This window comes from Allokutzneria multivorans, assembly GCF_039537405.1.
GTDB lineage: Bacteria > Actinomycetota > Actinomycetes > Mycobacteriales > Pseudonocardiaceae > Allokutzneria > Allokutzneria multivorans.
On the sequence record NZ_BAABAL010000005.1, the window covers coordinates 880345 to 900795 of the forward strand.

19 protein-coding genes and 1 tRNA gene are annotated in these 20451 nt (G+C 69.6%); 13 read left to right on the top strand and 7 right to left on the bottom strand.

Going from position 1 to position 20451, the window contains the following annotated elements; translation table 11 throughout:
- The first annotated feature begins 96 nt into the window (after positions 1-96).
- Genes ABD798_RS08145 through ABD798_RS08160 form a run of 4 tightly spaced genes read left to right on the top strand, consistent with a single transcriptional unit; the run spans position 97 to position 2993 of the window.
- On the top strand, positions 97-642 hold the full coding sequence (locus ABD798_RS08145; RefSeq protein WP_344872259.1) for a hypothetical protein: 546 nt from the start codon (positions 97-99) through the stop codon (positions 640-642).
- Between the two features lie 45 nt (positions 643-687).
- Positions 688-1398: a YcnI family copper-binding membrane protein gene (locus ABD798_RS08150; RefSeq protein ID WP_344872261.1), complete on the top strand. Its 711-nt coding sequence runs from the start codon at positions 688-690 to the stop codon at positions 1396-1398.
- Positions 1395-1979 (top strand): copper resistance CopC family protein, encoded by a 585-nt coding sequence (locus ABD798_RS08155; RefSeq protein WP_344872263.1) that lies wholly within the window; start codon positions 1395-1397, stop codon positions 1977-1979. The genes ABD798_RS08150 and ABD798_RS08155 overlap by 4 nt, the downstream gene beginning before the upstream one ends.
- 3 nt (positions 1980-1982) lie before the next feature.
- Positions 1983-2993 carry a copper resistance D family protein gene (locus ABD798_RS08160; RefSeq protein WP_344872265.1) on the top strand — a complete coding sequence of 337 codons (1011 nt, stop codon included), beginning with the start codon at positions 1983-1985 and terminating at the stop codon, positions 2991-2993.
- 116 nt (positions 2994-3109) lie between these two features.
- On the opposite strand, the gene ABD798_RS08165 is transcribed toward ABD798_RS08160, so the two are convergent.
- From ABD798_RS08165 to ABD798_RS08175, 3 genes are all read right to left on the bottom strand, one after another.
- The gene (locus tag ABD798_RS08165) at positions 3110-3415 is read right to left on the bottom strand and encodes a hypothetical protein (RefSeq protein WP_086823420.1); all 306 of its coding nucleotides are present in this window, start codon (positions 3413-3415) and stop codon (positions 3110-3112) included.
- 203 nt (positions 3416-3618) lie between these two features.
- Positions 3619-4533: a phosphotransferase enzyme family protein gene (locus ABD798_RS08170; protein ID WP_344872267.1), complete on the bottom strand. Its 915-nt coding sequence runs from the start codon at positions 4531-4533 to the stop codon at positions 3619-3621.
- Positions 4530-5957: an NsdA family TPR-like regulatory protein gene (locus ABD798_RS08175; protein WP_344872269.1), complete on the bottom strand. Its 1428-nt coding sequence runs from the start codon at positions 5955-5957 to the stop codon at positions 4530-4532. The genes ABD798_RS08170 and ABD798_RS08175 overlap by 4 nt, the downstream gene beginning before the upstream one ends.
- Before the next feature lie 241 nt (positions 5958-6198).
- Here ABD798_RS08175 and ABD798_RS08180 point away from each other — a divergent pair, with 241 nt between their 5' ends.
- From ABD798_RS08180 to ABD798_RS08190, 3 genes are all read left to right on the top strand, one after another.
- Positions 6199-6462, top strand: coding sequence for a hypothetical protein (locus ABD798_RS08180; protein WP_086823355.1), 264 nt, complete (start codon positions 6199-6201; stop codon positions 6460-6462).
- A 10-nt stretch (positions 6463-6472) separates the two neighbouring features.
- Positions 6473-6802, top strand: a complete 330-nt coding sequence (locus tag ABD798_RS08185; protein ID WP_030427917.1) for a hypothetical protein — start codon at positions 6473-6475, stop codon at positions 6800-6802.
- 1164 nt (positions 6803-7966) lie between these two features.
- Positions 7967-8581, top strand: a complete 615-nt coding sequence (locus ABD798_RS08190) for a TetR/AcrR family transcriptional regulator (protein ID WP_344872274.1) — start codon at positions 7967-7969, stop codon at positions 8579-8581.
- Positions 8582-8590: 9 nt separating this feature from the next.
- On the opposite strand, the gene ABD798_RS08195 is transcribed toward ABD798_RS08190, so the two are convergent.
- Positions 8591-9799 (bottom strand): amino acid deaminase/aldolase, encoded by a 1209-nt coding sequence (locus ABD798_RS08195; RefSeq protein WP_344872276.1) that lies wholly within the window; start codon positions 9797-9799, stop codon positions 8591-8593.
- An 89-nt stretch (positions 9800-9888) separates the two neighbouring features.
- On the opposite strand from ABD798_RS08195, the gene ABD798_RS08200 reads away from it, so the two are divergent.
- Positions 9889-11211, top strand: coding sequence for a D-arabinono-1,4-lactone oxidase (locus ABD798_RS08200; protein ID WP_344872278.1), 1323 nt, complete (start codon positions 9889-9891; stop codon positions 11209-11211).
- A 29-nt stretch (positions 11212-11240) separates the two neighbouring features.
- Here the strand turns inward: ABD798_RS08200 and ABD798_RS08205 are convergent, their stop codons facing one another.
- From ABD798_RS08205 to ABD798_RS08215, 3 genes are all read right to left on the bottom strand, one after another.
- Complete coding sequence (locus ABD798_RS08205; RefSeq protein ID WP_344872280.1) at positions 11241-11864, bottom strand: hypothetical protein; 624 nt, start codon at positions 11862-11864, stop codon at positions 11241-11243.
- A 375-nt stretch (positions 11865-12239) separates the two neighbouring features.
- Positions 12240-13721: a family 43 glycosylhydrolase gene (locus ABD798_RS08210; protein WP_344872282.1), complete on the bottom strand. Its 1482-nt coding sequence runs from the start codon at positions 13719-13721 to the stop codon at positions 12240-12242.
- A gap of 334 nt (positions 13722-14055) precedes the next feature.
- Positions 14056-14138: transfer RNA gene (locus ABD798_RS08215), tRNA-Leu, on the bottom strand.
- A 201-nt stretch (positions 14139-14339) separates the two neighbouring features.
- Between ABD798_RS08215 and ABD798_RS08220 the strand changes: the two genes are divergently transcribed.
- From ABD798_RS08220 to ABD798_RS08240, 5 genes are read left to right on the top strand one after another with little or no spacing between them, the layout of a single operon-like run.
- Positions 14340-15605 (top strand): FHA domain-containing protein, encoded by a 1266-nt coding sequence (locus tag ABD798_RS08220; RefSeq protein WP_344872284.1) that lies wholly within the window; start codon positions 14340-14342, stop codon positions 15603-15605.
- Positions 15606-15654: 49 nt separating this feature from the next.
- The gene (locus ABD798_RS08225) at positions 15655-16119 is read left to right on the top strand and encodes an FHA domain-containing protein FhaB/FipA (protein WP_344872286.1); all 465 of its coding nucleotides are present in this window, start codon (positions 15655-15657) and stop codon (positions 16117-16119) included.
- A complete protein-coding gene (locus ABD798_RS08230; protein WP_344872288.1) occupies positions 16116-17522 on the top strand; it encodes a PP2C family protein-serine/threonine phosphatase in 1407 nt (468 codons plus the stop codon). Before ABD798_RS08225 ends, ABD798_RS08230 begins: the two co-directional genes overlap by 4 nt.
- Positions 17522-18985 (top strand): FtsW/RodA/SpoVE family cell cycle protein, encoded by a 1464-nt coding sequence (locus ABD798_RS08235; protein WP_344872290.1) that lies wholly within the window; start codon positions 17522-17524, stop codon positions 18983-18985. The genes ABD798_RS08230 and ABD798_RS08235 overlap by 1 nt, the downstream gene beginning before the upstream one ends.
- Positions 18982-20451 carry a peptidoglycan D,D-transpeptidase FtsI family protein gene (locus tag ABD798_RS08240; protein ID WP_344872292.1) on the top strand — a complete coding sequence of 490 codons (1470 nt, stop codon included), beginning with the start codon at positions 18982-18984 and terminating at the stop codon, positions 20449-20451. The genes ABD798_RS08235 and ABD798_RS08240 overlap by 4 nt, the downstream gene beginning before the upstream one ends.

A 20451-nucleotide genomic window follows, 5' to 3' on the forward strand; every position in this document is an offset into this window, starting at 1 on the left:
CCGAGGTCGCCCAAACCCGTGATCAGCACTGTTGATCACGTGAGGTGAGCCCGCTGGTCACCCGCGCGATGGGTAGAGGACTTACGCTCACTGCTCGTGGCGGTACGGCTGGTCCCGGTCCGCGGTGCGCTGCGGGCGCTCCGCGGGTGTCTGCTCGCCACCACGTCGGCCGCGCTGGCCACCGTCGGCCACGTCGCGGCGGGCGGCTCCGCCCCGGACACCGCGCTGACCGCGCTGCTCACCGTGCTGATCGCCACCGTCGCGGTCGCCTTCGCCGACAAGCGGCGCGGTCCGCTCGCGATCCTCACCACCCTCGGCACCGCCCAGCTCGCGACGCACCTGCTGCTCAACGCGCTGACGCTGCACGAGCACGGCGCGGTGACCGAGGTGATCGACTCGTGGACGATGTTCGCCGCGCACGCCGCAGCGACCCTGATCACCGCGCTGCTGCTCGTCGGCGCCGAGTCGGCGATCTTCGGCATGGCCGCCGCGCTCGGCGCCGTGCTCCCCCGCCGTTCACCGCGGCCGCCGGTCTTCGCGCCGCTGCTCGCGGTCATCCCCGCCCGCTCCGGGCTGTTCACCGCGCTCGACGTGCTCCTGCGCCGGGCGCACGCCCGCCGCGGCCCACCGCTGACCTCCTGAAACGCGCCTTCACCCCCTTCCCAACGCATCAGGAGTCACCAAGCCATGTCGTCATACCGACGCGTCCTCGGCGTGCTCGCCGTCACCGGAGTCGCCACGCTGCTCACCGCGGCCCCCGCGCTCGCCCACGTCACGGCGCAGCCCGGCACCGCCGAGCAGGGCGGCTACACCAAGGTCGCCTTCCGCGTGCCGAACGAGTCCTCGACCGCGGGCACCGTGAAGATCGAGGTCTCCCTGCCCGCCGAGCACCCGCTCACCTCCGTGCGCACCAAGGCCGTGCCCGGCTGGAAGGCCGAGGTCACCAAGGCGCCGCTGGCCACGCCGGTGGAATCGCACGGCACCAAGATCACCGAGGCGGTCCGCACGGTCACCTGGACCGCCGACCCCGGCGTGAAGATCGGCAACAACGAGTTCGCCGAGTTCGAGGTCTCCCTCGGCAAGCTCCCGGAGAACACCGACAAGCTGGTCATGCCCACCACGCAGACCTACGACGACGGCAAGGTCGTCAAGTGGGAGCAGCTGCCGACCAACGGCGCCGAGCCCGAGCGCCCCGCCCCCGTCCTCAAGCTGACCCCGAAGGCGGCTGCCGCGGGCTCGCACTCGCACGGCGGTGGCAGTGGTGATGCCGCGGCGAAGACCGAGACCGCCGACAACACCGCGCGGATGCTCGGCGGCGCGGGCCTGGTCGTCGGCGCGCTCGGCGTCGGCTTCGGCATCGGCGCCATCGCGCGCAGCCGCAAGGCGACCTCGGCATGAGGCGCGCACTCGGCGCACTGCTGGTGGCGGGCCTCGCGCTGGTGCTCAGCGCCGGCCCCGCGCTGGCGCACAACGTCCTCGTCGACAGCAGCCCGAAGAAGAACGCCCAGGTCGAGGTCAGCCCGACCGAGCTGAAACTGGTGTTCGACCAGCAGGTCCAGGCGGCCGACCTGGTCAACACGGTGACCCTGACCGGCCCCGGCGACACCAGGTGGGCCACGGAGAAGCCGAAGGTCGAGAACACCACGGTGACCGTCCCGGTCGCCCCGCTCGGCCCGGCCGGTGAGTACACGATCGCCTTCCGGATCCTCTCCGCCGACGGCCACCCGGTCGGCGACAAGCTGTCCTTCCGCCTCACCAAGGACGGCCCCGGCACCCCGCTGTCGAACTCCAAGCCCGATTCGGCCGCGCCCAAGCCGAGTGGTTCGGAGGCGGCGACCGTGACCGCTGTCGCCGGTCGCCAGGCCGATGCGAACGGCGGCATCCCGGTGTGGGTGTGGTTCGCCGGAGCCGCGGTGCTGCTCGGCGTCGGCGTCGTGGTCGCACTCCGGTTCTCCCGGGGCGCGACCGCGCGGGACTAGGCCGTGCTCCTTCGCGGCGGCCGGACGTTGCTGCTGCCGGGCGTGCTGGTGGCGGCCCTCGCGAGCGTGCTCGCCGGGGTCGCCGCCACCGCTCCCGCAGCGCTGCCCGGCCTGCCCGACAGCGCCGTGGTCCGGATCGGCCTGCCCGTGGTGCGGCTGCTCGTGGACGCGGTCGGCATCGGCGCGGTCGGTGTTGGCGTGCTCGGGTGGCTGCTCCGAGGTGAGCGCAGGGCGTCAGCGACGGCGGCGACCGCTCAGCGGGCCGGCGTGGTCCTCGGCGCCGCCTGGGTGCTGGCCGCGCTCGCGTTGCTCTGGTGGCAAGCCGCCGAGCTGTCGCCGAACGGGCTCGGCCTGCGCATCGGCGATCTGGCGGAGTACTCCTCGCAGGTCAGCAGTGGTCGAGCACTCCTGGTGACCGCGGGCTGCGGCCTGGCCTTCGGCGTGCTCAGCCTCGTCACCACGCGTAGCCGGACCGTGCCGGTTGAGCTGCCCGTCGTGGTGGCACTGCTCGGCGTGGTCGCGCTGCCGCTCACCGGCCACGCGGCGGGCTCTGCTGGACACACCCCGGCGATGCTGGCGACGGCGGTGCACGTGCTCGCGGCCTCGGCGTGGGTCGGCGGTCTGCTCGCGGTGTTCCTGCTGGTGGCGCCGCACCGCGCGCTGCTGGCGAGCGTGCTGCCGAAGTTCTCCCGGCTCGCCGCCTGCTGCCTGGCCGCGGTCGCGGTCAGCGGCGTGGTGAGCGGGCTCGTCCAGCTCTCGGTGCGCGTGGACAGGCCGCTGTTCGACGCGCTGACCGGCACGGGCTATGGCTGGCTGGTGATCGTGAAGGCGGTGCTGCTCGCCGTGCTCGCCGTGTTCGGCGCCCAGTTGCGCTTCCGGCTGCTGCCCGGGCTCTCGCCGGGCGCCTCTGCGCGCTCACGGCTGGTCCTCGCGGGCTGGATCACGGCGGAACTGCTGGTCATGGCCCTTGCTGTGGGCTTGGGCGCCGCGCTCGGACGGGCGGCTCCCGGCTGAGGTGCCTGCGGTGACCGGCGGCGGGGAATCACGGAGGTCCCCACCCGGTCGAAGTCGGTGATGGCCGTTCGTCTGCGCCCCCACGTCGGACGGACGGCCGTTCTGCTCGGTCCTGCTCAGTCCTGCTCGGTCAACCGGGCAGGAAGGCGGTGCTTGCTGAGCACTTCCAGTCGCGCGACGGTGGCGTTGCCCCTGCGCTCCAGCTCAGCCTGGTCGATCCAGCCCGCGGCGAAGTGCCGGTAGTCCTGAGCCAGCATGACCAGCTCGGACAGGTACTCGGCGGAACGCCGCCTGCTCTCCTCGGACAGCTCCGTCACCAGCGGCAACTGGCTGTCGACGACCTCGTCCAACATCTCCGCTGCCTGCAGCGCGCGGCGACTGTGCCACTTCCTGCCTGTGAGCCCACCGATGCCCAACACCATCTCCACCCCTCCGCTGTGCACACACCGTGACCCGCCGAGAGAAACCGCCCATTACTGGCGGTAACCAGAGCGCGGGGCCTGACCTAGCCCCGACATCCGCATGTCGTCCTACAGAAGGATTGCGTTACGGACAAACTCATTCTGGGGAACGATTGTCATGCTTGGCATCGTCCACAAGGCGGTGAGCACGGCTGCCAGGCAGCTCACTGGTAAGGCGTCCATTTGGCTGACATGTCACCCGAACGAAAGGTTTTCAGCCTACGCGCCAACTCAGGACGGACATCCGGATTGCTGCGCAGGATCGGCAGCACGCCCGTTGTCAGTTTCAGCTCCCGCACCTGCCGCAGCACCCGGAAGCCCGGCCAGCGCGTCACGTCGAAGCCGTACCCGCGCGCCAGCGCCCGGTACCGCTCGGTGCCGTGCCCGAAGCGCAGCATGCCGACCGCGAGCGGCGTCAGATCCCACTCGCGCGGCCCCACGCAGACCGAGTCCAGGTCGCACAGCAGCATCTCCGCGCTCCCGGAGATCAGGTTGCCGAGGTGGGCGTCCCCGTGGATCGCGCCCTGGCGCAACGGGAACCGCAGCGAGGCGAGCTCGGACTCGACCTCGTCGACGCGCAGCTCCAGGAAGTCCCGGTCGCCGCCGTCCAGCTCCTCGGCGTCGGCGAGCCTTCGCCGCACGTCCAGCAGCGGTTCCCACCGGTGGAAGCTGAACGGCGCGTGCGGCAGCTCGTGCATCCGGCGCAGCAACCGCGCCAGGTCGAAGCCGGTCGGCCGGGGACCGTTCTCCGGGACCGACTGCCACAGCGTCGCGAGGTGGCCGTCGACCTCGATCGGCTGGGCGATGCCCGGCAGCAGGCGCACGGCGGGCACGTCGTGCTCAGCGAGCCAGGTCGCGGCCTTGACAACGTTGTCAGCTCTATGCCGAAGGGACGGGGAGAGGACGATGCGGACCACGACGGGCTGGGCCGAGAGCTGGAACACCGCGTTGTTGACGAAGCGCAGCAGCCGCGCTCCCCGGGAATCCAGTCCGACCGCGTCGCAGATGGCCCGCAACGCGGTGGCGAGCTTCGGGCGGGTGTAGCGCCCGCTCGTCCCCGCCTGCACGTCCACCGTCACGTACTGGGGTTCCCGGGCGCGAGCTTGCCCCGGAAGTGCGGGGAGCCGGTGCGCAGCCGGAACTGCTGGACGTCGGCGGCGAGCTCCTTGGCGTCACCGATGTGCTGGTACCTGCCCGCCTCTTCCTGCATGTGGTTCATCCGGTCGGCGACCCGCACCGAGTTCACGCCCTCGCCCATGTCGAAGGCCACCCTGCCGACGCGCAGGCCCTGGTCGACGTCGCCCGCCCGGATGTGGTCGGCGGCGAGCATGCTCAGGCCGAACACGTGGGTGCGCTTCATGTCGGACTCGTAGCCCTGCGTGCACTTGATCAGCTCGGCCACGGCGAGCGGCGCGTGCTTGGCGCGGAACTCCTCGATGCCCGCCAGCGAGTGGTGCACCGAGCCGATCATCCCGTGCAGGTCGTTGACGGTGAAGAACTTGACCCAGTCCGGCGCGGTGGCGAAGTCGGCGCGGGCGAACTCGTCCTTGGTGCGGCCGACCATCTTCATGGCCTGGTCGCGCTTGCCCATCATCGCGTAGGCCCACGCCTCGTTCGCGCAGAGCACGGCCACCGTCAGCGCGGAACCCGAGTCCTGCGCGGCGAGCTGGCCGAGCTGGAAGAGCTTGAGCGCGTCGTTGGGCGCCTCGTAGTGCAGGTACACGCGGCCCATCCGGTAGAGGATGTTCGCGACCAGCTCGTTGTGCTCACTGTGCTTGGCGAACTGCAGCGCCTTGCCGAAGTGGTTGCGCGCCGGGTCGAGCATGCCGGTGTCGAAGGACGTCCAGCCCGCGAGGCTGTGCAGGTCGGCGAGCGCCAGCTGGAGCCTGCGGCGAACGGGTTCGGCCGCGTCGGCGCGCAGCAGCTGCTCGGCCCAGGACAGCTGGGCGACCACCGCGTCGCGGCAGGTGCCCCCTCCGTACTGGTAGTCGAGCGCGCGCAGCGCCTTGGTCGCGGCCTCGACCTGCTGGACGTCGGTCTTGCCGATCCGCTCGCGGGCGGGGGTCTGCGTCGGGTTGGTGACCCAGTGGCCCTGCTTGTCGCCGAACACCGACGCGCCCATCGTGATGGCGGCGGCGTGGGCGAGGAACATGCGCCGTTTCACCGACTCTTCCTCCTCGGCCTGGGGGTCGTCGGGAGGACCGACCACCCTCATGGCCGTGCCCCCGTCGTACGCGAGGCCCATGTAGCCCCTCGGCACGTCGAGGCCGTCGGCGATCCTGGCCAGCACGTCGTAGGCCATGACCTGGCGACCCTTGAGGATCTCCGAGACCTCGGACTGCGACTGCCCGGTCAGCGCCGCGATCTGGCGCTGGGAGACCCCGTGCCTGCGGAGCAGGCGGTACACGGAGGACACGTCCCGCGCTGCCAGCGCGTCCCGCATCTCCTGCTGCTCCCAGACCTCGGGAGTAACAGGCGATCCTTGGGAACCGATGGTGCTCATTAAGCGCCCCCTTTTACGGTCCGACGGGCGTCATTCGAAGAGTAAGGGCATCTTCGCGCGCCGGTGAAGTGCTGATCGCCGGCGCTGAGCGGTCCGACCGGTCTCCTGATCGGTCCGACCGAAGTTGAGATGCCGCTCACCGTGGAACTGACGCCGATCGGCGCTGAAAGTCCCCGTTCCGGTTCGACTCCCCCCAACCTTAGATCCTGTAAGTGAACGAACACGGAGGGACACCGGGACCGTGGAACTGGCCGAGCAGACGGGAACCGCCACCGGCGGCAGCAAGCCCGTCACGCCCGCCTCGGCCGCCAGGAACGGATCTCGTCGCGAGTGGCTGATCGGCTGCCGCGACGTGGCCAACCGGCACCGGAGCCTCACCGTGGTCGTCGAGCAGAACCGAGTTCTCCTCGTCGGACCCCCCGGCGAGACCGCGGTGCTGTGCCAGGGCGAGGTATCCCAGCTCAGGTCAGCTCTGCGCGAGGCCGCCGAGCAGGCGGAAAGGTGACGGTGGAGCTGTGGACGAGATTCTGGGTCAGGTGCTGCGCAACGCGGTTTGGGAGCGGCTCGACATGCTCACCGAGCTGGCCGACCGCGCGGACGCCCCGTCCCTGTTGTCCGTAGCCCGCTCCGAACTGCCAAGGCTCACCGAGGGATGGCGCGCCATGCTCGCCGCCCACGAGCCCGACGAGCGGGGCAACTGCCCCGAGTGCTCGACCCGTTGGCGCCAGCAGAAGGCACCGTGTTCGGTGTGGCGCGCGGCTTACGAGCACCTCGTCGCCGGCGGCCTCGCGCCACGTCCTGCCAGGCATCTCCGCACGGCTCAGCCCGTGGCGAAGGTGTCCTAGGAGAGGACACACGGCGGTCCTGCCGAGCCGCGCCCCCCGAGCGCAGGCGCCAGGAGACCGCCCCGTGGCTGGTGGTCCGGGTCCGGGCGAACCCCCGACCGACTCGGACCTGGACCGCCGGGCCACGTGTCAGAACAGTGGAGAACGCGGCCGGAGACGGCCGGACAACTCAACAGACCTCCGCGGGCCGGTGCCGATAAGCACTCCCCCTCCCCCCGACCGGCACCGGTTCGCGGAATTCCAACTCCCGTCCCCCGCAGTAAGGGAAGAAACCCGGCGCTCACCTCCCGCGAGCGCCGGGTTTTTCTCTGCCGCCATTGTTGGTCAGGTGACCAGTAGAATGCGGACTGCCCCGATGGGGCGGGTTCCCCGGAGCCGGGTGGTCGTCGATTGGCGCCGAACAACGACCTTGCCACCCCCGCAAACTGTCACCGAGGGCACTCGAACGGAGACGGTGCGTTGCACGTTTCGGGGAGGGACGACGCTCAGGGCCTCCCTGAGAAGGGCCACCCATTCGGTCCTACAGCCCGCCGCCTTGTCCCCCATTCGAGTGAACCTTGCCGTTTTTACGGGGGATAGTCGCGTCTGAGTTTCATATACGACCGTTTAGTTGCGCCACGCCGTGTAACCGATTCACGAGTGACACCGCCCCCTGACGGCCGTGCCGCAGCCGACCGGTCGGTCAGGTGGCGCGCCGGGTACCCGAAAGTAACAGCGGGTATAGCAGCCCGTATCTGAAATTCGTTGCGATCTTGATCGTAAAAGCCGAGGCAGCAGACCTTAAGGAAACCCTGTTTCCCTACGAGGTCCGTCGATCGGAAGATGGACTCTGGGTAACCGGCGAAGGTCTTGACACGCTTAGGAAAGATGACGTCGAGGTAACGGTGTTGGTGATCACAGGGGGTGTCCCTGTGGTTTCCTCGTGCGTCAGACCCCTTGTGAGAGCAGGGGTTCTTCCACTCGCACGGACAGGCCGTACCGCTCGGACCGGGTCCTCCACCTGATCGGCGGAAGAACCCAGGCTCCGAAGGAAGACGCCGGGAAACTAGTGGGACGACTGGACCGGCCACCGCACACACGTCCATACGGCGGCGTGTCCGGAGCACGCGGACAGCGACCCTGTTCGCGGCCCCGGCCGCCCGAGCCCCCAAGTAAGGAGTAGCCGTGCCCGCCGACGTCACACCGCTGCGTCGCCGTCCAGTGCAGCAGCGCAGTGCGCGCAGGGTGGAACGAATGCTGGACGCCTGCGCCGACCTGATCGCCGAGGTCGGTTACGACGGGGTCACCACGACCCTGATCGCCGAACGAGCAGGCGTCGCGGTCGGCTCGCTCTACCAGTTCTTCCCCGACAAGCGCGCTGTCGTGCAGGCCCTCACCCTGCGCAACCTCGACCGCTTCATGAACGAGGTCGGGCAGCGCTTCGCGGAGCAGCAGCTCACCGACTGGTGGCAGGTCGTCGACTCGGTGTTCGACATCTACGTGTCGATGCACCGCGACCTGCCCGCGTTCCGCAAGGTCCACTTCGGCGACGTGATCGACCCGCACCTGATGGACGAGCAGCGGGACAGCAACACCGTGATCGCCGAACGGTTGTCCACGCTCATCACCGAGCGCTTCGGTTTCCCCTCCAGCCAGGTCGTCACCCCGATGGCCGTGGCCATAGAGGCCGCCGACAGCGTGCTGAAGCTGGCCTTCCGCCGCGATCCGGACGGCGACGCCGTGCTGATCTCGGAGGCCAAGGAACTGATCAGGGACTACCTCTCCAAGCGCATCGGCTGAACCGCCACCTCAGCCGAAGCAGCGTCGCTCACCGCGGTACGTAGGGACCGTGGTGAGCCCGCCGGAGTCGAGTAGATGGAACTGGGCGAACCGCTCGGCGAGCTCACCCGCCTTGGCGTGCCGGAACCACACCCGGTCGCCAACGGTCAGCTCGTCCGCGACAGCGCCCAACAACGGGGTCTGCACCTCACCGGCCGCCTCTGTGCCGGTGAGTCGCAGGCCCTGTGGCAGGTACGGGGTCGGCAGCCGGTCGCTGCCGACCGGCCCGGACGCGAGGTAACCACCGCCGAAGACGGTGGCCACGCCGCTGGCGGGCCTGCGCACCACCGGGAGCGCGAACAGCGCGGCCGGGCGCAGCCGGAAGGCCTGGTAGGTGTCGAACAGCGTTGGCGCGAGCAGGCCGGACCCCGCGGCCAGCTCGGTCACCGCGTCCTCCGTGGAGGTCCGCTCCAGGCTCCCGGTGCCACCCCCGTTGACGAACTCCAGCGGGGCCAGCGCCCGGATCGCGGCGACGGCGGCCGCCCGCCGCTCGGCCAGCTCGGCGAAGGAGCGTCGTTGCATCATCCGCACGGCGGCGGCGCGCACCGGCTTCCCGCGCGGGGCGTCGCCGAGCCCGGCGATCTGGGCCTCGTAGGCCATCACGCCGATGAGCGAGAACCCCGGGCGCCTCAGCACCTCCCTCGCCAGCCTCGCCGCGTCCAGCGGCGTGTGCACGGGCGAGCGCCGAACACCGACGTGCAGCCAGTCCTGCTTGAGCCCGGCCAGCGGGCGCCAGGACGCGTCGAGCTCGATGCAGACCCGGATGTCCGGGTGCCCCGCGCCGAGCGCGTCGGTGACGAGGTCCAGCTGCGCCACGTCGTCGACCATGATCGTGATCGCGGCCCGCGCGGCGTCGTCCTTGGCGAGCGCCCGCAGCGCGCCCCGGTCGGCGGTCGGGTAGCCGACGAGGATGTCATCGGTCAGCTCCGTCTCGAACAGCCACAGCGCCTCGGACAGCGAGTAGGCCATCACTCCGGCGAAACCCGGCATCGCCAGCACCTGGCTCAGCAGGTCGCGGCAGCGGACCGACTTGCTCGCCACCCGGATCGGGCGGTCGTTGGCCCGCCGGAGCAGTTCCTGGGCGTTCGAGCGGAACGCTTCGAGGTCGACCAGTGCGAACGGCGGATCGAGCTCGACGGTCGCCGAGTCATAACGCGCGCGCAGTCCGTTGATAGCCACGTTATGCACGGTAGAGCCAGCACCTTGATAGACGAAAGCGTTTCACGTAATTTCGGCGGCACCCGTGATCTCCGCTACGGAGGGCAGTGATGCACTCACACTCCGTCCCCGCCACTTGGACGAACTGGGCGGGCACCGCCACGGCTCGCCCCAGGCACACCTTCCGCCCCCGTGACACCGAGGAGATCGCCGAGGCCGTCCGCACCGCCGAGCGCGAGGACCTGCCCGTGCGGCCGGTCGGCAGCGGTCACTCCTTCACCTCCATCGCGGCAACGGACGGCGTGGCCATCGACCTCTCCGCGTGCTCCGGGGTGATCTCCTCCGACACCGCGACCGGTCTCGTGCAGGTGCACGCGGGAACGACGTTGCAGCAGCTCAACGCCGACCTGGACCGGCTCGGGCTTGCCATGACCAACCTCGGCGACATCGACCGGCAGACCGTCGCGGGCGCGATCTCCACCGGCACCCACGGCACCGGCGCGCGCTTCGGCGGGCTGGCCACCCAGGTCGCCGCGCTGGAGCTGGTGCTGGCGGACGGTTCGCTGCTGCGCTGCTCGGCGGAGGAGAACCCGAGCGAGTTCGCGGCGGCGCGGGTCGGGCTCGGCGCGCTGGGCGTGCTCAGCTCGGTGACCCTGCGCTGCGAACCGGCCTACGCGTTGGAGGCCAACGAGTACCCGGCTCCGCTCGAGGAGGTCCTGGAGCGCTTCGACGAGCTCGCCGAGGGCAACGACCACTTCGAGTTCTACTGGTTCCCCTACGGCAGCAAGGCGCTCGTCAAGCGGAACAACAGGCTCCCTGCCGGGGCGGAGTGCCGACCGCTGAGCCCGGCGCGGAAGTTCTGGGAGTACCAGGTGATGGAGAACCTGGCCTTCGGCACGGTGTGCCGGCTGGGCCGGGCGGTGCCGGGCCTCGTGCGGCCGCTGAACCGGCTGTCCTCGGAGCTGCTGTCCCCTCGCTCCTACAGCGACCGCTCGCACCGCGTCTTCGTCACCGACCGCCAGGTGCGCTTCGTGGAGTCCGAGTACGCGATCCCGCGCGAGTCCGTCCGCGACGTGCTGCGCGAGCTGCGAGCGGCGCTACCCGGCCTGGAGCACCCGGTGATGTTCCCCGTGGAGGTCCGCGTGGCCGCGGCCGACGACGTGTGGTTGTCCACCGCGCACGGCAGGGACAGCGCCTACATCGCCGTGCACCAGTTCGTGGGCATGCCGCACCGGCATTGGTTCGACGTGTTCGAGTCCGTCGTCGGTGCCGTCGGCGGCCGCCCGCACTGGGGCAAAATGCACAGGTGCAACTTTGAAATACTTACCGGTCGGTATCCGAAGTTCGACGAGTTCCGCCGGGTGCGGGCGAAGGTCGACCCCGCGGGCCGATTCCGCAACGCCTACCTCGATCGGGTTCTCGGGGAAATCTGAGGGATCGTCGGCGTCGCGGGGGAAACAATTCAGGCGGGCACGGTGGCGAGCAGCTGCTCGTACACCATTTCGTGCATCCAGCGGATCATGGATTCCTGCAGGTCCATTGCGGGCTGCTCGGCGCGGGCGGGCATGGCGAGCTCGACCCCGTCGCGCTCCTCGGCGGTGGCGACGGCGACGCCGTACTGCCGGGCCCGCATGAGGCAGTTGAGGAGGAAGTCGTCAGCGCCCGCGACGGTGGAGGGGACCACGACCGCCGCGTTGGTGAACCTGGCGAAGGGCACGACCGATGTCAGCGCGCTGCGCCAGTGCCTTGAGACCGCCAGCACGCCAACGATGCGCACGGCGGTGGGGGGAACGCGGCCTGCCATCTCGGGCCAGACCCAGGTGGAGACCGTGGTGCGATCGGTGACCGGCGGCGCGCCGAGGCACACGCGCTCGGCGTGCTCCGCGGTCAGCAGCTCGGCGACCACGATCACCTTGCGACCCAGCAGGGTCATCGGGGGCAGCATGATGCCGCGCCAGCCCAGCAGCTCGGCGGCCTGCGCCGCGAGGTGCTCCGCGGGAGCTGGTAATTCGACCGCGGGGACGGCCCGGGTGGGCAGGACGTGGAAACCTCCGTCGACCGCCGTCTGCCCAGTAGTGCGGCTCACGCGCTTCGCCTCCCCTCGGCTTTCACCGCGTGATTCCCGCATTCACACCCTGCGCCGGAATCAGCGGCTGCATTTGTTTGCAGTAACTGGAGTACCAGGACCGCGGGTGCGACGTATCTACGAAACCGGGGGTGCTGCGACCGGCGGCCCGGCGCGAGCGGTGACCGGTCGGTGAACGGCATTGCGACTTCAGTCCGGCTGTGCGGCCGTTCGTGTGAGCAGAGGGGCACTTCGTCCGCCTGCCGACGAAAAGCAGGTCAGGGCTTCCACGGCGCATTCAGGCGATGATTGGTCCACGCGGCGAGCCGCGCGGACCGCTCATCGGCCATGGCTGACCGGTCGTCGTGGCGTGGATCACTCCTGGTCCACCGCGCCTCAGCTCGGCAGCGGAATCCCCTGGTGGATGTAGGTCGGAACGCCCAGCACCGGCAGTCCGGCCGCGTCGAAGGACATCGGCTGGATCCGAACGCTGCGGCCGGGCCAGCCCGTCCCGGGGTCCATGTTCGCGTGGTAGACGATCCACGGGCGGCCGCCGATCGTCACGAAGCCGTTGTGCCCCGGCGAGGTCGCCGTGTGCACGCCGGAGAAGACGCTGCCGCCGGACTTCGTCCACGACGCGGGGTTCATCGGGTCCCCGTCGAGGGTGAGCCTGCCGAGGCAGTAGTCGTTGGTGAAGCTGCCGTTGGCCGAGTAGACGACCGAGAGCCTGCCGTTCGGCGCGACGATCGGCTGCGGCCCCTCGTTGATCAGGATGCCGAGCCCGTTGGGCACCGTCTCCCACGGCTGCGTCGGCGAGGAGATCCGGACGCGGTCGCCGATCGGCGTCATCGGGTCCTGCATCCGCGCGATGTAGAGGTGCTGCACCCGGTTCGCGCTCTGGCTCTCCCAGCCCGACCACAGGTAGTAGTCCTTGCCCTGGTGGGTCAGGTAGGTGCCGTCGATGGCCCAGGTGTCGCCCGGCAGCTTCTGCTCGCCGAGGAAGTCGTAGCGGCTGGTGATCTCCGAGGTGGTCGACCGCAACGCGTACATGCGGTGGGTGTGCCCGCCGGAGCCGTCCTGCCCGGTGAAGAAGATCCACCAGCGGTCACCGATCCGCTGCAGTTCCGGCGCCCAGATCTCCTTGCACGCCACGGCGGGGCAGGCGGGGTTGCGCCACACCACGTGCGGCGTCGCGGTGCGCAGGCCCTCCACCGTGCTCGCCTGGCGGATGACGATGTCGTCGTCGTTGTAGAAGTCGCCCTGGACCAGGTTGTACTGGCCGTTGTGGATCACCATGCTCGGGTCGGCGCCCGCGTTGAGGATCGGGTTGTAGAACCGCCCGGTGATCCACGGCGCCGCCGTGTGGAAGGTCGCGTCCTGGCGGAAGAGCTCGCCGCCGTCGTAGTCGTTGAGCTTCAGCAGGCCGAAGGCGTGCCGCAGGTAGGCGTTGGGGAACTGCAGCGCCCGCAACGAGAACCCGTTGGCGTCGGCCAGCCCCGGCACCTTGCAGAAGGTGGCGTCCTGGCGGAAGCCGAAGTCCTCGGACTGGCGCTCCAGCACCACCTCACCGTTGCGGTGGCGCAGGTAGTGGTTCTTGTAGTTGCGCGCCTCCAGCGAGAGGCAGCTGCTGTTCGCCAGGCCCGGCCGCAGCTCCCAGGTCGCGTCCTCCTTGACCAGGTCCGCGCTGTCCGGGAAGACGTCCGCGATGCGCCCGAGCCAGTCCGCGTGCCTGAAGTACGCGTTCGGGAAGTTGTGCGAACGGATCGACACCACCTCACCGGCCGCCGCCTGTGCAGGCGGTGCGGTCCCAGGCAGCCCCGCGACGCCCACCACGACAGCGGCGAGCAGAACGATGAGACGAGATCCCCAACCACGCATGGTTTCCCCCACGTGCGCGCAGTGACCCAACCTCTCCAGGGTAGTGACCTGTCTCACCCAGGAACCAGATTGAAGAATCACGATTACCCACGTGTCTCCGCGCACCAGCGCGGAGAACCTCGCCCGCCATACCCGAAACGTGAAGACCGAAGCCGGTACCCGCACTCAGCCCCTGCTGGAACGGAAGGGCAAATCCGAGGCGACCGGAGACGACGGGGGTCCGGGGGCGCAGCCCTCCGGCCGGGGTCTGGGGGTTGGACCCCCAGGGCGGAAAACGACGAAGGCGACGCCGCCTGCGCTTTCCGCAGGCATACGCCGCCATCGACTTCTCGGGTGGGCAAGGGGGGAGTTGAACCCCCACGTCCTTTCGGACACACGGACCTGAACCGTGCGCGTCTGCCATTCCGCCACTTGCCCGGAACTGCTGTTCTTTTGTCGTGCTCTGTGGTGCGGCGGAAGCCTAGCACGCACCCCCGGGTGGGTTGCAAAACGCCCCCTGTGCCCCCTGGAGGACCCGGATACGATCGAAGGGAAGAAGCGCTCGGCCGAGGAACGGAGGACCATGGTCAGACGTCCTAGGACCGATGCTTCGAGGAACACATCACGTGGAGGGTTGCCGTGGGCCTGCAGCGCTTCGAGCGCCGCTTGGAAGGTGTGATCGGCAATACGTTCGCGCGTGTGTTCGGAGGCAAAGTCGTACCGCAGGAGGTGGCGCAGGCCCTAGAGCGAGAGGCCGACGACAACATCAAGGAGCTCGCCGGAGGGCGTCTGCTCGCTCCCAACCACTACGTCGTCAGACTGGGCCCAGCCGACTTCGACCGACTCGCATCGGATGAACAGCGAGTGAGCCAACTGCTCGCGGACTGCATCAACGAGCATCTGGCCGAGCACGGGTGGGATACATACGGTGACGTCGTAGTCTCCATGGAGCGTTCTGAGACGCTGCACACCGGACAGTTCCGTACCAGCTCGTCAGTCGACCCAGACGCAGCGCCGACCCGACGGCCGGCACCACCTCGCACCGCAGGAGACCGACCCATGAGCCAGCCACCCGGCCAGTACCCCGAGGGCGACCGGTACGCCCAGCAGCAGCCCCCTCCGCAGCAGGGTCAGTACGGCTACGACCAGGGCTACGGCCAGCAGCAGCAGGGCCAGTACGGGCAGGACCCCAACTACGGTCAGCAGCAGGCCCAGCAGGGCGGCTACGACCCGAACTACGGCGGCCAGTACGGCTACGACCAGCAGCAGCAGGGCTACGGCCAGCAGCCGCAGCAGCCCGGCTACGACCAGCAGCCCCAGCAGGGTTATGACCAGGGTTACGGTCAGCAGCCCCAGCAGGGCGGTTACGACCAGGGCTACGGCCAGCAGCAGGGGTATGACCAGGGCTACGGTCAGCAGCCCCAGCAGGGCGGCTACGGCCAGCAGGGGTACGACCAGGGCTACGGCCAGCAGCAGGGCTACGACCAGGGTTACGGCCAGCCCCAGCAGGGCGGTTACGACCAGGGTTACGGTCAGCAGCCCCAGCAGGGCGGCTACGACCAGGGCTACGGCCAGCAGGGGTACGCCCCGCCCGCCGTGGGTGGAGCTCCGCGCCAGCTGACCGCGACGCTGCAGCTGGACGACGGGTCGAACCGCAACTACACGTTGAAGCAGGGCTCCAACGTGATCGGTCGCGGCCAGGACGCGGATTTCCGCCTTCCGGACACCGGCGTGTCGCGCCGCCATTTGGAGATCACCTGGGACGGTCAGAACGCCATGCTGGCGGACCTGGGTTCCACCAACGGCTCCACGGTGAACTCCAACCCGGCGCAGGCGTGGCAGCTGGCCGACGGTGACGTCATCCGCATCGGCCACTCCTCCCTGGTGTTCCGCGCCCAGGGCTAGACCCACTCCACGACGACGCGGTCGCACGAGGCAGGAGCGAACACAACAGGTGCCAGATCTGGTGATGCAGCTGACCAGAGCAGGGTTCCTTGCCCTGCTCTGGTTGTTCGTGTTGGCTGCGCTGCGTGTCGTCCGCTCCGACCTGTACGCCGCATCCGGCATCCGGGTCTCCATGCCGGGGTTCCGCCGCTCCTCCGGGAAGCAGCAGGCCCGAGGCAACAAACAACCTCGTCAGCTCGTCGTCACGCACGGGGCGCTGGCGGGGACCAGGATCTCCCTCGACGGGCGGCCGATCTTGATCGGCCGCGCGGACGACTCCACCGTCGTGCTCGACGACGACTACGCGTCGACTCGGCACGCCCGGTTGGCCCTGCGGGGAACCGACTGGTACGTCGAGGACCTGGGCTCCACCAACGGCACATATCTAGACCGGGCGAAGGTCACGGCACCCGTCCGGGTCCCGCTCGGCGTACCGATCCGTATCGGTAAGACGGTGATCGAGCTGCGTTCATGACCCTCGTCCTTCGTTATGCGGCCCGAAGCGACCGGGGCCTGGTTCGTTCCAACAACCAGGACTCCGTGTACGCGGGCCCCCGTGTGCTCGCACTGGCCGACGGCATGGGTGGCCATGCCGCCGGTGAAGTCGCGAGCAAGGTCGTCATCGCCGCGATGGCCCCCCTCGACGACGACGAGCCGGGCGACGACCTCATCAGCCAGCTCCGGGATGCGGTGATCGCGGGCAACGCGGCCATCTCGGAGCTCGTGCAGACCGACCCCGAGCTGGAGGGCATGGGCACCACGCTCACCGCCGTCCTGTTCGCGGGCAACAAGCTCGGCCTCGTGCACGTCGGCGACTCCCGCGCGTACCTGTTGCGCGAGGGGGTGTTCTCGCAGATCACCCACGACGACACCTTCGTGCAGTCGTTGATCGACGAGGGCCGGATCACCGAGGAGGAGGCGACCACCCACCCGCAGCGCTCGTTGTTGCTGCGCGCCCTGACCGGGCACGAGGTGGAGCCGAGCTTCGCGATCCGGGAGGCGCGGGCGGGCGACCGGTTCCTGCTGTGCTCCGACGGCCTCTCCGGGCCGGTGAGCCAGGAGACCCTCGACGACGCGATGCGCATCCCCGATCCGCAGGCGTGCGCCGACCGGCTGATCGAGCTGGCACTGCGCAGCGGCGGACCGGACAACGTCACGTGCATCGTCGCGGACGTGGTCGACGTCGACTACGGCGAGAACGACCCGATCGTCGGCGGTGCGGCCGGTGACGGCAGCGAGGACCCGCCGCCGCCGGACACCCCCGCCGCCAGGGCGAGCGCCATCAACCCGCAGCGCAACAACGCGCCGCAGCGACGGGCGATGGAGACTCCCCCGCCGCCGAGGCGCAGGAGCAAGCTGCGCGGGTTCCTGATCACGCTGGTGGTGCTTGCGCTGCTCGCCGGTGGCGGCTTCGTGCTCAGGTGGTGGGTGCTCCAGCAGTACTACGTCGGGGTCAACGAGCAGGAGAAGGTCGCGATCTTCCAGGGCCTGCGTGGCGACGTGCTCGGCTTCAAGCTGCAGCGCGAGGTCGAGGGCTCCTGCGCTCCTGACGCGGCCCAGCCGTGCGAGGAGGTCTCGTTGAAGGACCTCAAGAACCTCGGCAAGGACCTGGTGCGCAACGGCATCACCAACGAGAACGTCGAGGGCATCGAGGGCGCCAGGATGGCGGTCCGCAGGCTGCGGCTGGACTGGCTGCTGCCGGTCTGCCCCGCCGCGGGGGCCGGCCAGGTGCCGCCGCCCAACACCGGCGGCTCGCAGGTTCCGCCGACCACGACGACGGCTCCGGCCGACCCCGGCAACCCGCAGGACCCGAACGGCCAGCAGCCGTCGCCGGTCCCGAAGCCGACGCCGGGTGTGGACTGCCGGACGGTGGGCTGATGGGGCGTCCGGCATCCGGAACCAACCCCAGCCTGGGGCCGGTCAGCACGCCACAGGCACCCCAGGTCCAGACGCGGCGCGGCACCGAGCTCGCCATGCTCGGTTTCGCCGCCGGTCTGGTGACCCTCGCTCTGGCGATCTCCGACGCCAACCAGGAGCAGGAGCTCACCAGCCAGATCCTGTACTACGGCGCGGCGTTCATGGCCCTGTTCGGGCTGGCGCACCTCGCGGTGCGCAAGTGGGCGCCGTACGCGGACCCGCTGATCCTGCCGTGCGTCGCGCTGATCAACGGGCTCGGCCTCGTGATGATCAACCGCCTCGACCCCGCGGTGATCCAGCGGGCCAAGGACCTCCAGCGGTTCGTGCCGTCGGAGTCCGCGCCCAAGCAGGTGGTGTGGACGGCGGCGGGCCTCGTGCTCTTCGCCGTGGTGATGTGGCTGGTCAAGGACCACCGGATGCTGGCGAAGTACGGCTACACCGCCGGTCTCGTCGGCCTGGTCGCGCTCGCGCTGCCGGGTCTGCTGCCGTCCAGCCTCTCCGAGGTCAACGGCGCCAAGATCTGGCTGCGGCTGCCCGGCATGTCGATCCAGCCGGGTGAGTTCGCCAAGATCCTGCTGCTGATCTTCTTCGCCGCGTTCCTGGTGTCCAAGCGCGACCTGTTCATGGCCGCAGGGCGCAAGTTCGCCGGCATGGAGCTGCCGCGCGCCCGCGACCTCGCGCCGCTGCTGGTGGCGTGGGCGCTCTCGGTCGGCGTCCTCGTGCTGGAGAAGGACCTCGGCACCTCGCTGCTGTTCTTCGGCATCGTGCTGGTGATGCTCTACATCGCGACGGAGCGGGTTGCCTGGCTGGTGATCGGCCTGTCGTTCTTCATCGGCGGCTGTCTGATCGCCTACCAGCTCTTCGGCCACGTGCAGACCCGCGTGCAGACCTGGCTCGACCCGTTCGCCGACTTCTTCGGCAAGGGCAACCAGATCAGCCAGTCGCTGTTCAGCCTCGGCACCGGTGGGCTCGGTGGCACCGGCCTCGGTGCCGGGCGACCGGAGCTGGTGACCTTCTCGCAGAGCGACTTCATCATCGCCGCGATCGGCGAGGAGTTCGGTTTCATCGGCCTTGCCGCGCTGCTGATCCTCTACCTGCTGCTGGTCATGCGCGGTCTGCGCAGCGCGCTCGCGGTCCGCGACACCTTCGGCAAGCTCCTCGCCGGTGGCCTGGCCTTCGCGGTGTGCTGGCAGGTGTTCATCGTCGTCGGCGGTGTCACCAAGCTGATCCCGCTGACCGGTCTGACCGCGCCGTTCCTCTCCCACGGCGGATCCTCGCTGATCGCCAACTACGCCGCGATCGCGCTGCTGCTGCGGATCTCCGACGCCGCGCGCCGACCGGCTCCCCAGTCCCCCAAGGGCCCCAAGCCCCAGCAGGCGCCGATCGCGGAGGCCAGCACCGTGCTCGTGGAGCGTCCGACATGAACACTCCCCTGCGCCGGGTCGCGCTCGCGATGATGGGCATGATCGTCCTGCTGCTGGCCAACGCCACCTACGTGCAGGTGATCAAGGGCGATGACTACCGCAACGACCCGCGCAACCAGCGGGTGCTCTTCGAGGAGTACTCCAGGGAGCGCGGCAAGATCATCGTGGCAGGCGGCGGGGTGATCGCCACTTCCGAGGAGACCAACAACAAGCTGCGTTTCCTCAGGAAGTACCCGAACGGCCCGGCCTACGCGCCGGTCACCGGCTTCTACTCGGTGAGCTACGCGCCCACCCAGTTGGAGAAGGCCGAGAACGCGATCCTCAACGGCTCCGACAGCGCGCTGTTCGTGCGCAGGCTCTCCGACCTGATCACCGGGCGGGACCCCAAGGGCGCCAACGTCGAGACCACGATCAACGCCAAGGTCCAGGAGGCCGCGTACAAGGCCATGTCGGACAAGGGCTTCACCGGCTCCGTCGTGGCGCTGCGCCCGGACACCGGCGAGATCCTCGGCATGGTCAGCACGCCGTCCTACGACCCGAACCGGATCGCCACGCACGACTCCTCCGCCAGGCAGAAGGCGTGGGTCGAGCTCAACGACGACAAAGAAAAGCCGATGCTGAACCGGACGATCTCGGAGAACTACCCGCCGGGATCGACGTTCAAGCTCGTGGTGGCAGCGGCGGCGCTGGAGAACGGGCTGACCAAGGACCACCAGCTCACCGCGGCGCCCAACATCCAGCTGCCCGGCACGAAGACCAAGCTGGAGAACTTCGACGGCAACCGCTGCGGCGGCGGTCAGACGGCCTCGCTGGAGGAGTCGCTGGCCCGCTCGTGCAACACCGCCTTCGCGGAGCTCGCGGGTCAGCTCGGGGAGACCAAGCTGCGCCGCCAGGCCGAGAAGTTCGGCATCGGCCAGCAGGACCTCAAGATCCCGATGGGCGTCGTGGGGTCCTCGCTCGGCGACATCCCGGACGACGCCGCGCTGTTCCAGACCGGCATCGGCCAGCGCGACGTGAAGCTGACCCCGCTGCAGGACGTCATGATCGCCGCGACGATCGGCAACGGCGGCATCCGGATGGAACCGCAGCTGAAGAAGCGGATCGTCACCCACGACGTGAGCGTGCTCTCCGAGATCGACCCGAAGCAGGCCGAGCGCGCGATGTCCTCCAGCTCCGCCGAGACGCTCAAGCAGATGATGATCAAGTCTGAGGAGCGGACCCAGGGCGGCGGCAAGATCTCCGGCGTCACCATCGCCTCCAAGACCGGAACGGCCGAGCACGGGGCCAACCCCAAGCAGACCAAGCCGCACGCCTGGTACGTGGCCTTCGCCCCTGCCGACAAGCCGAAGATCGCGGTCGTGGTGATGGTCGAGGACGGCGGCGACCGAGGCCTGGAGGCCACCGGTGGTTCCGTCGCGGCACCGATCGGCCGCGCGGTGATCCGCGCAGGGCTGGAAGGTGGCTGA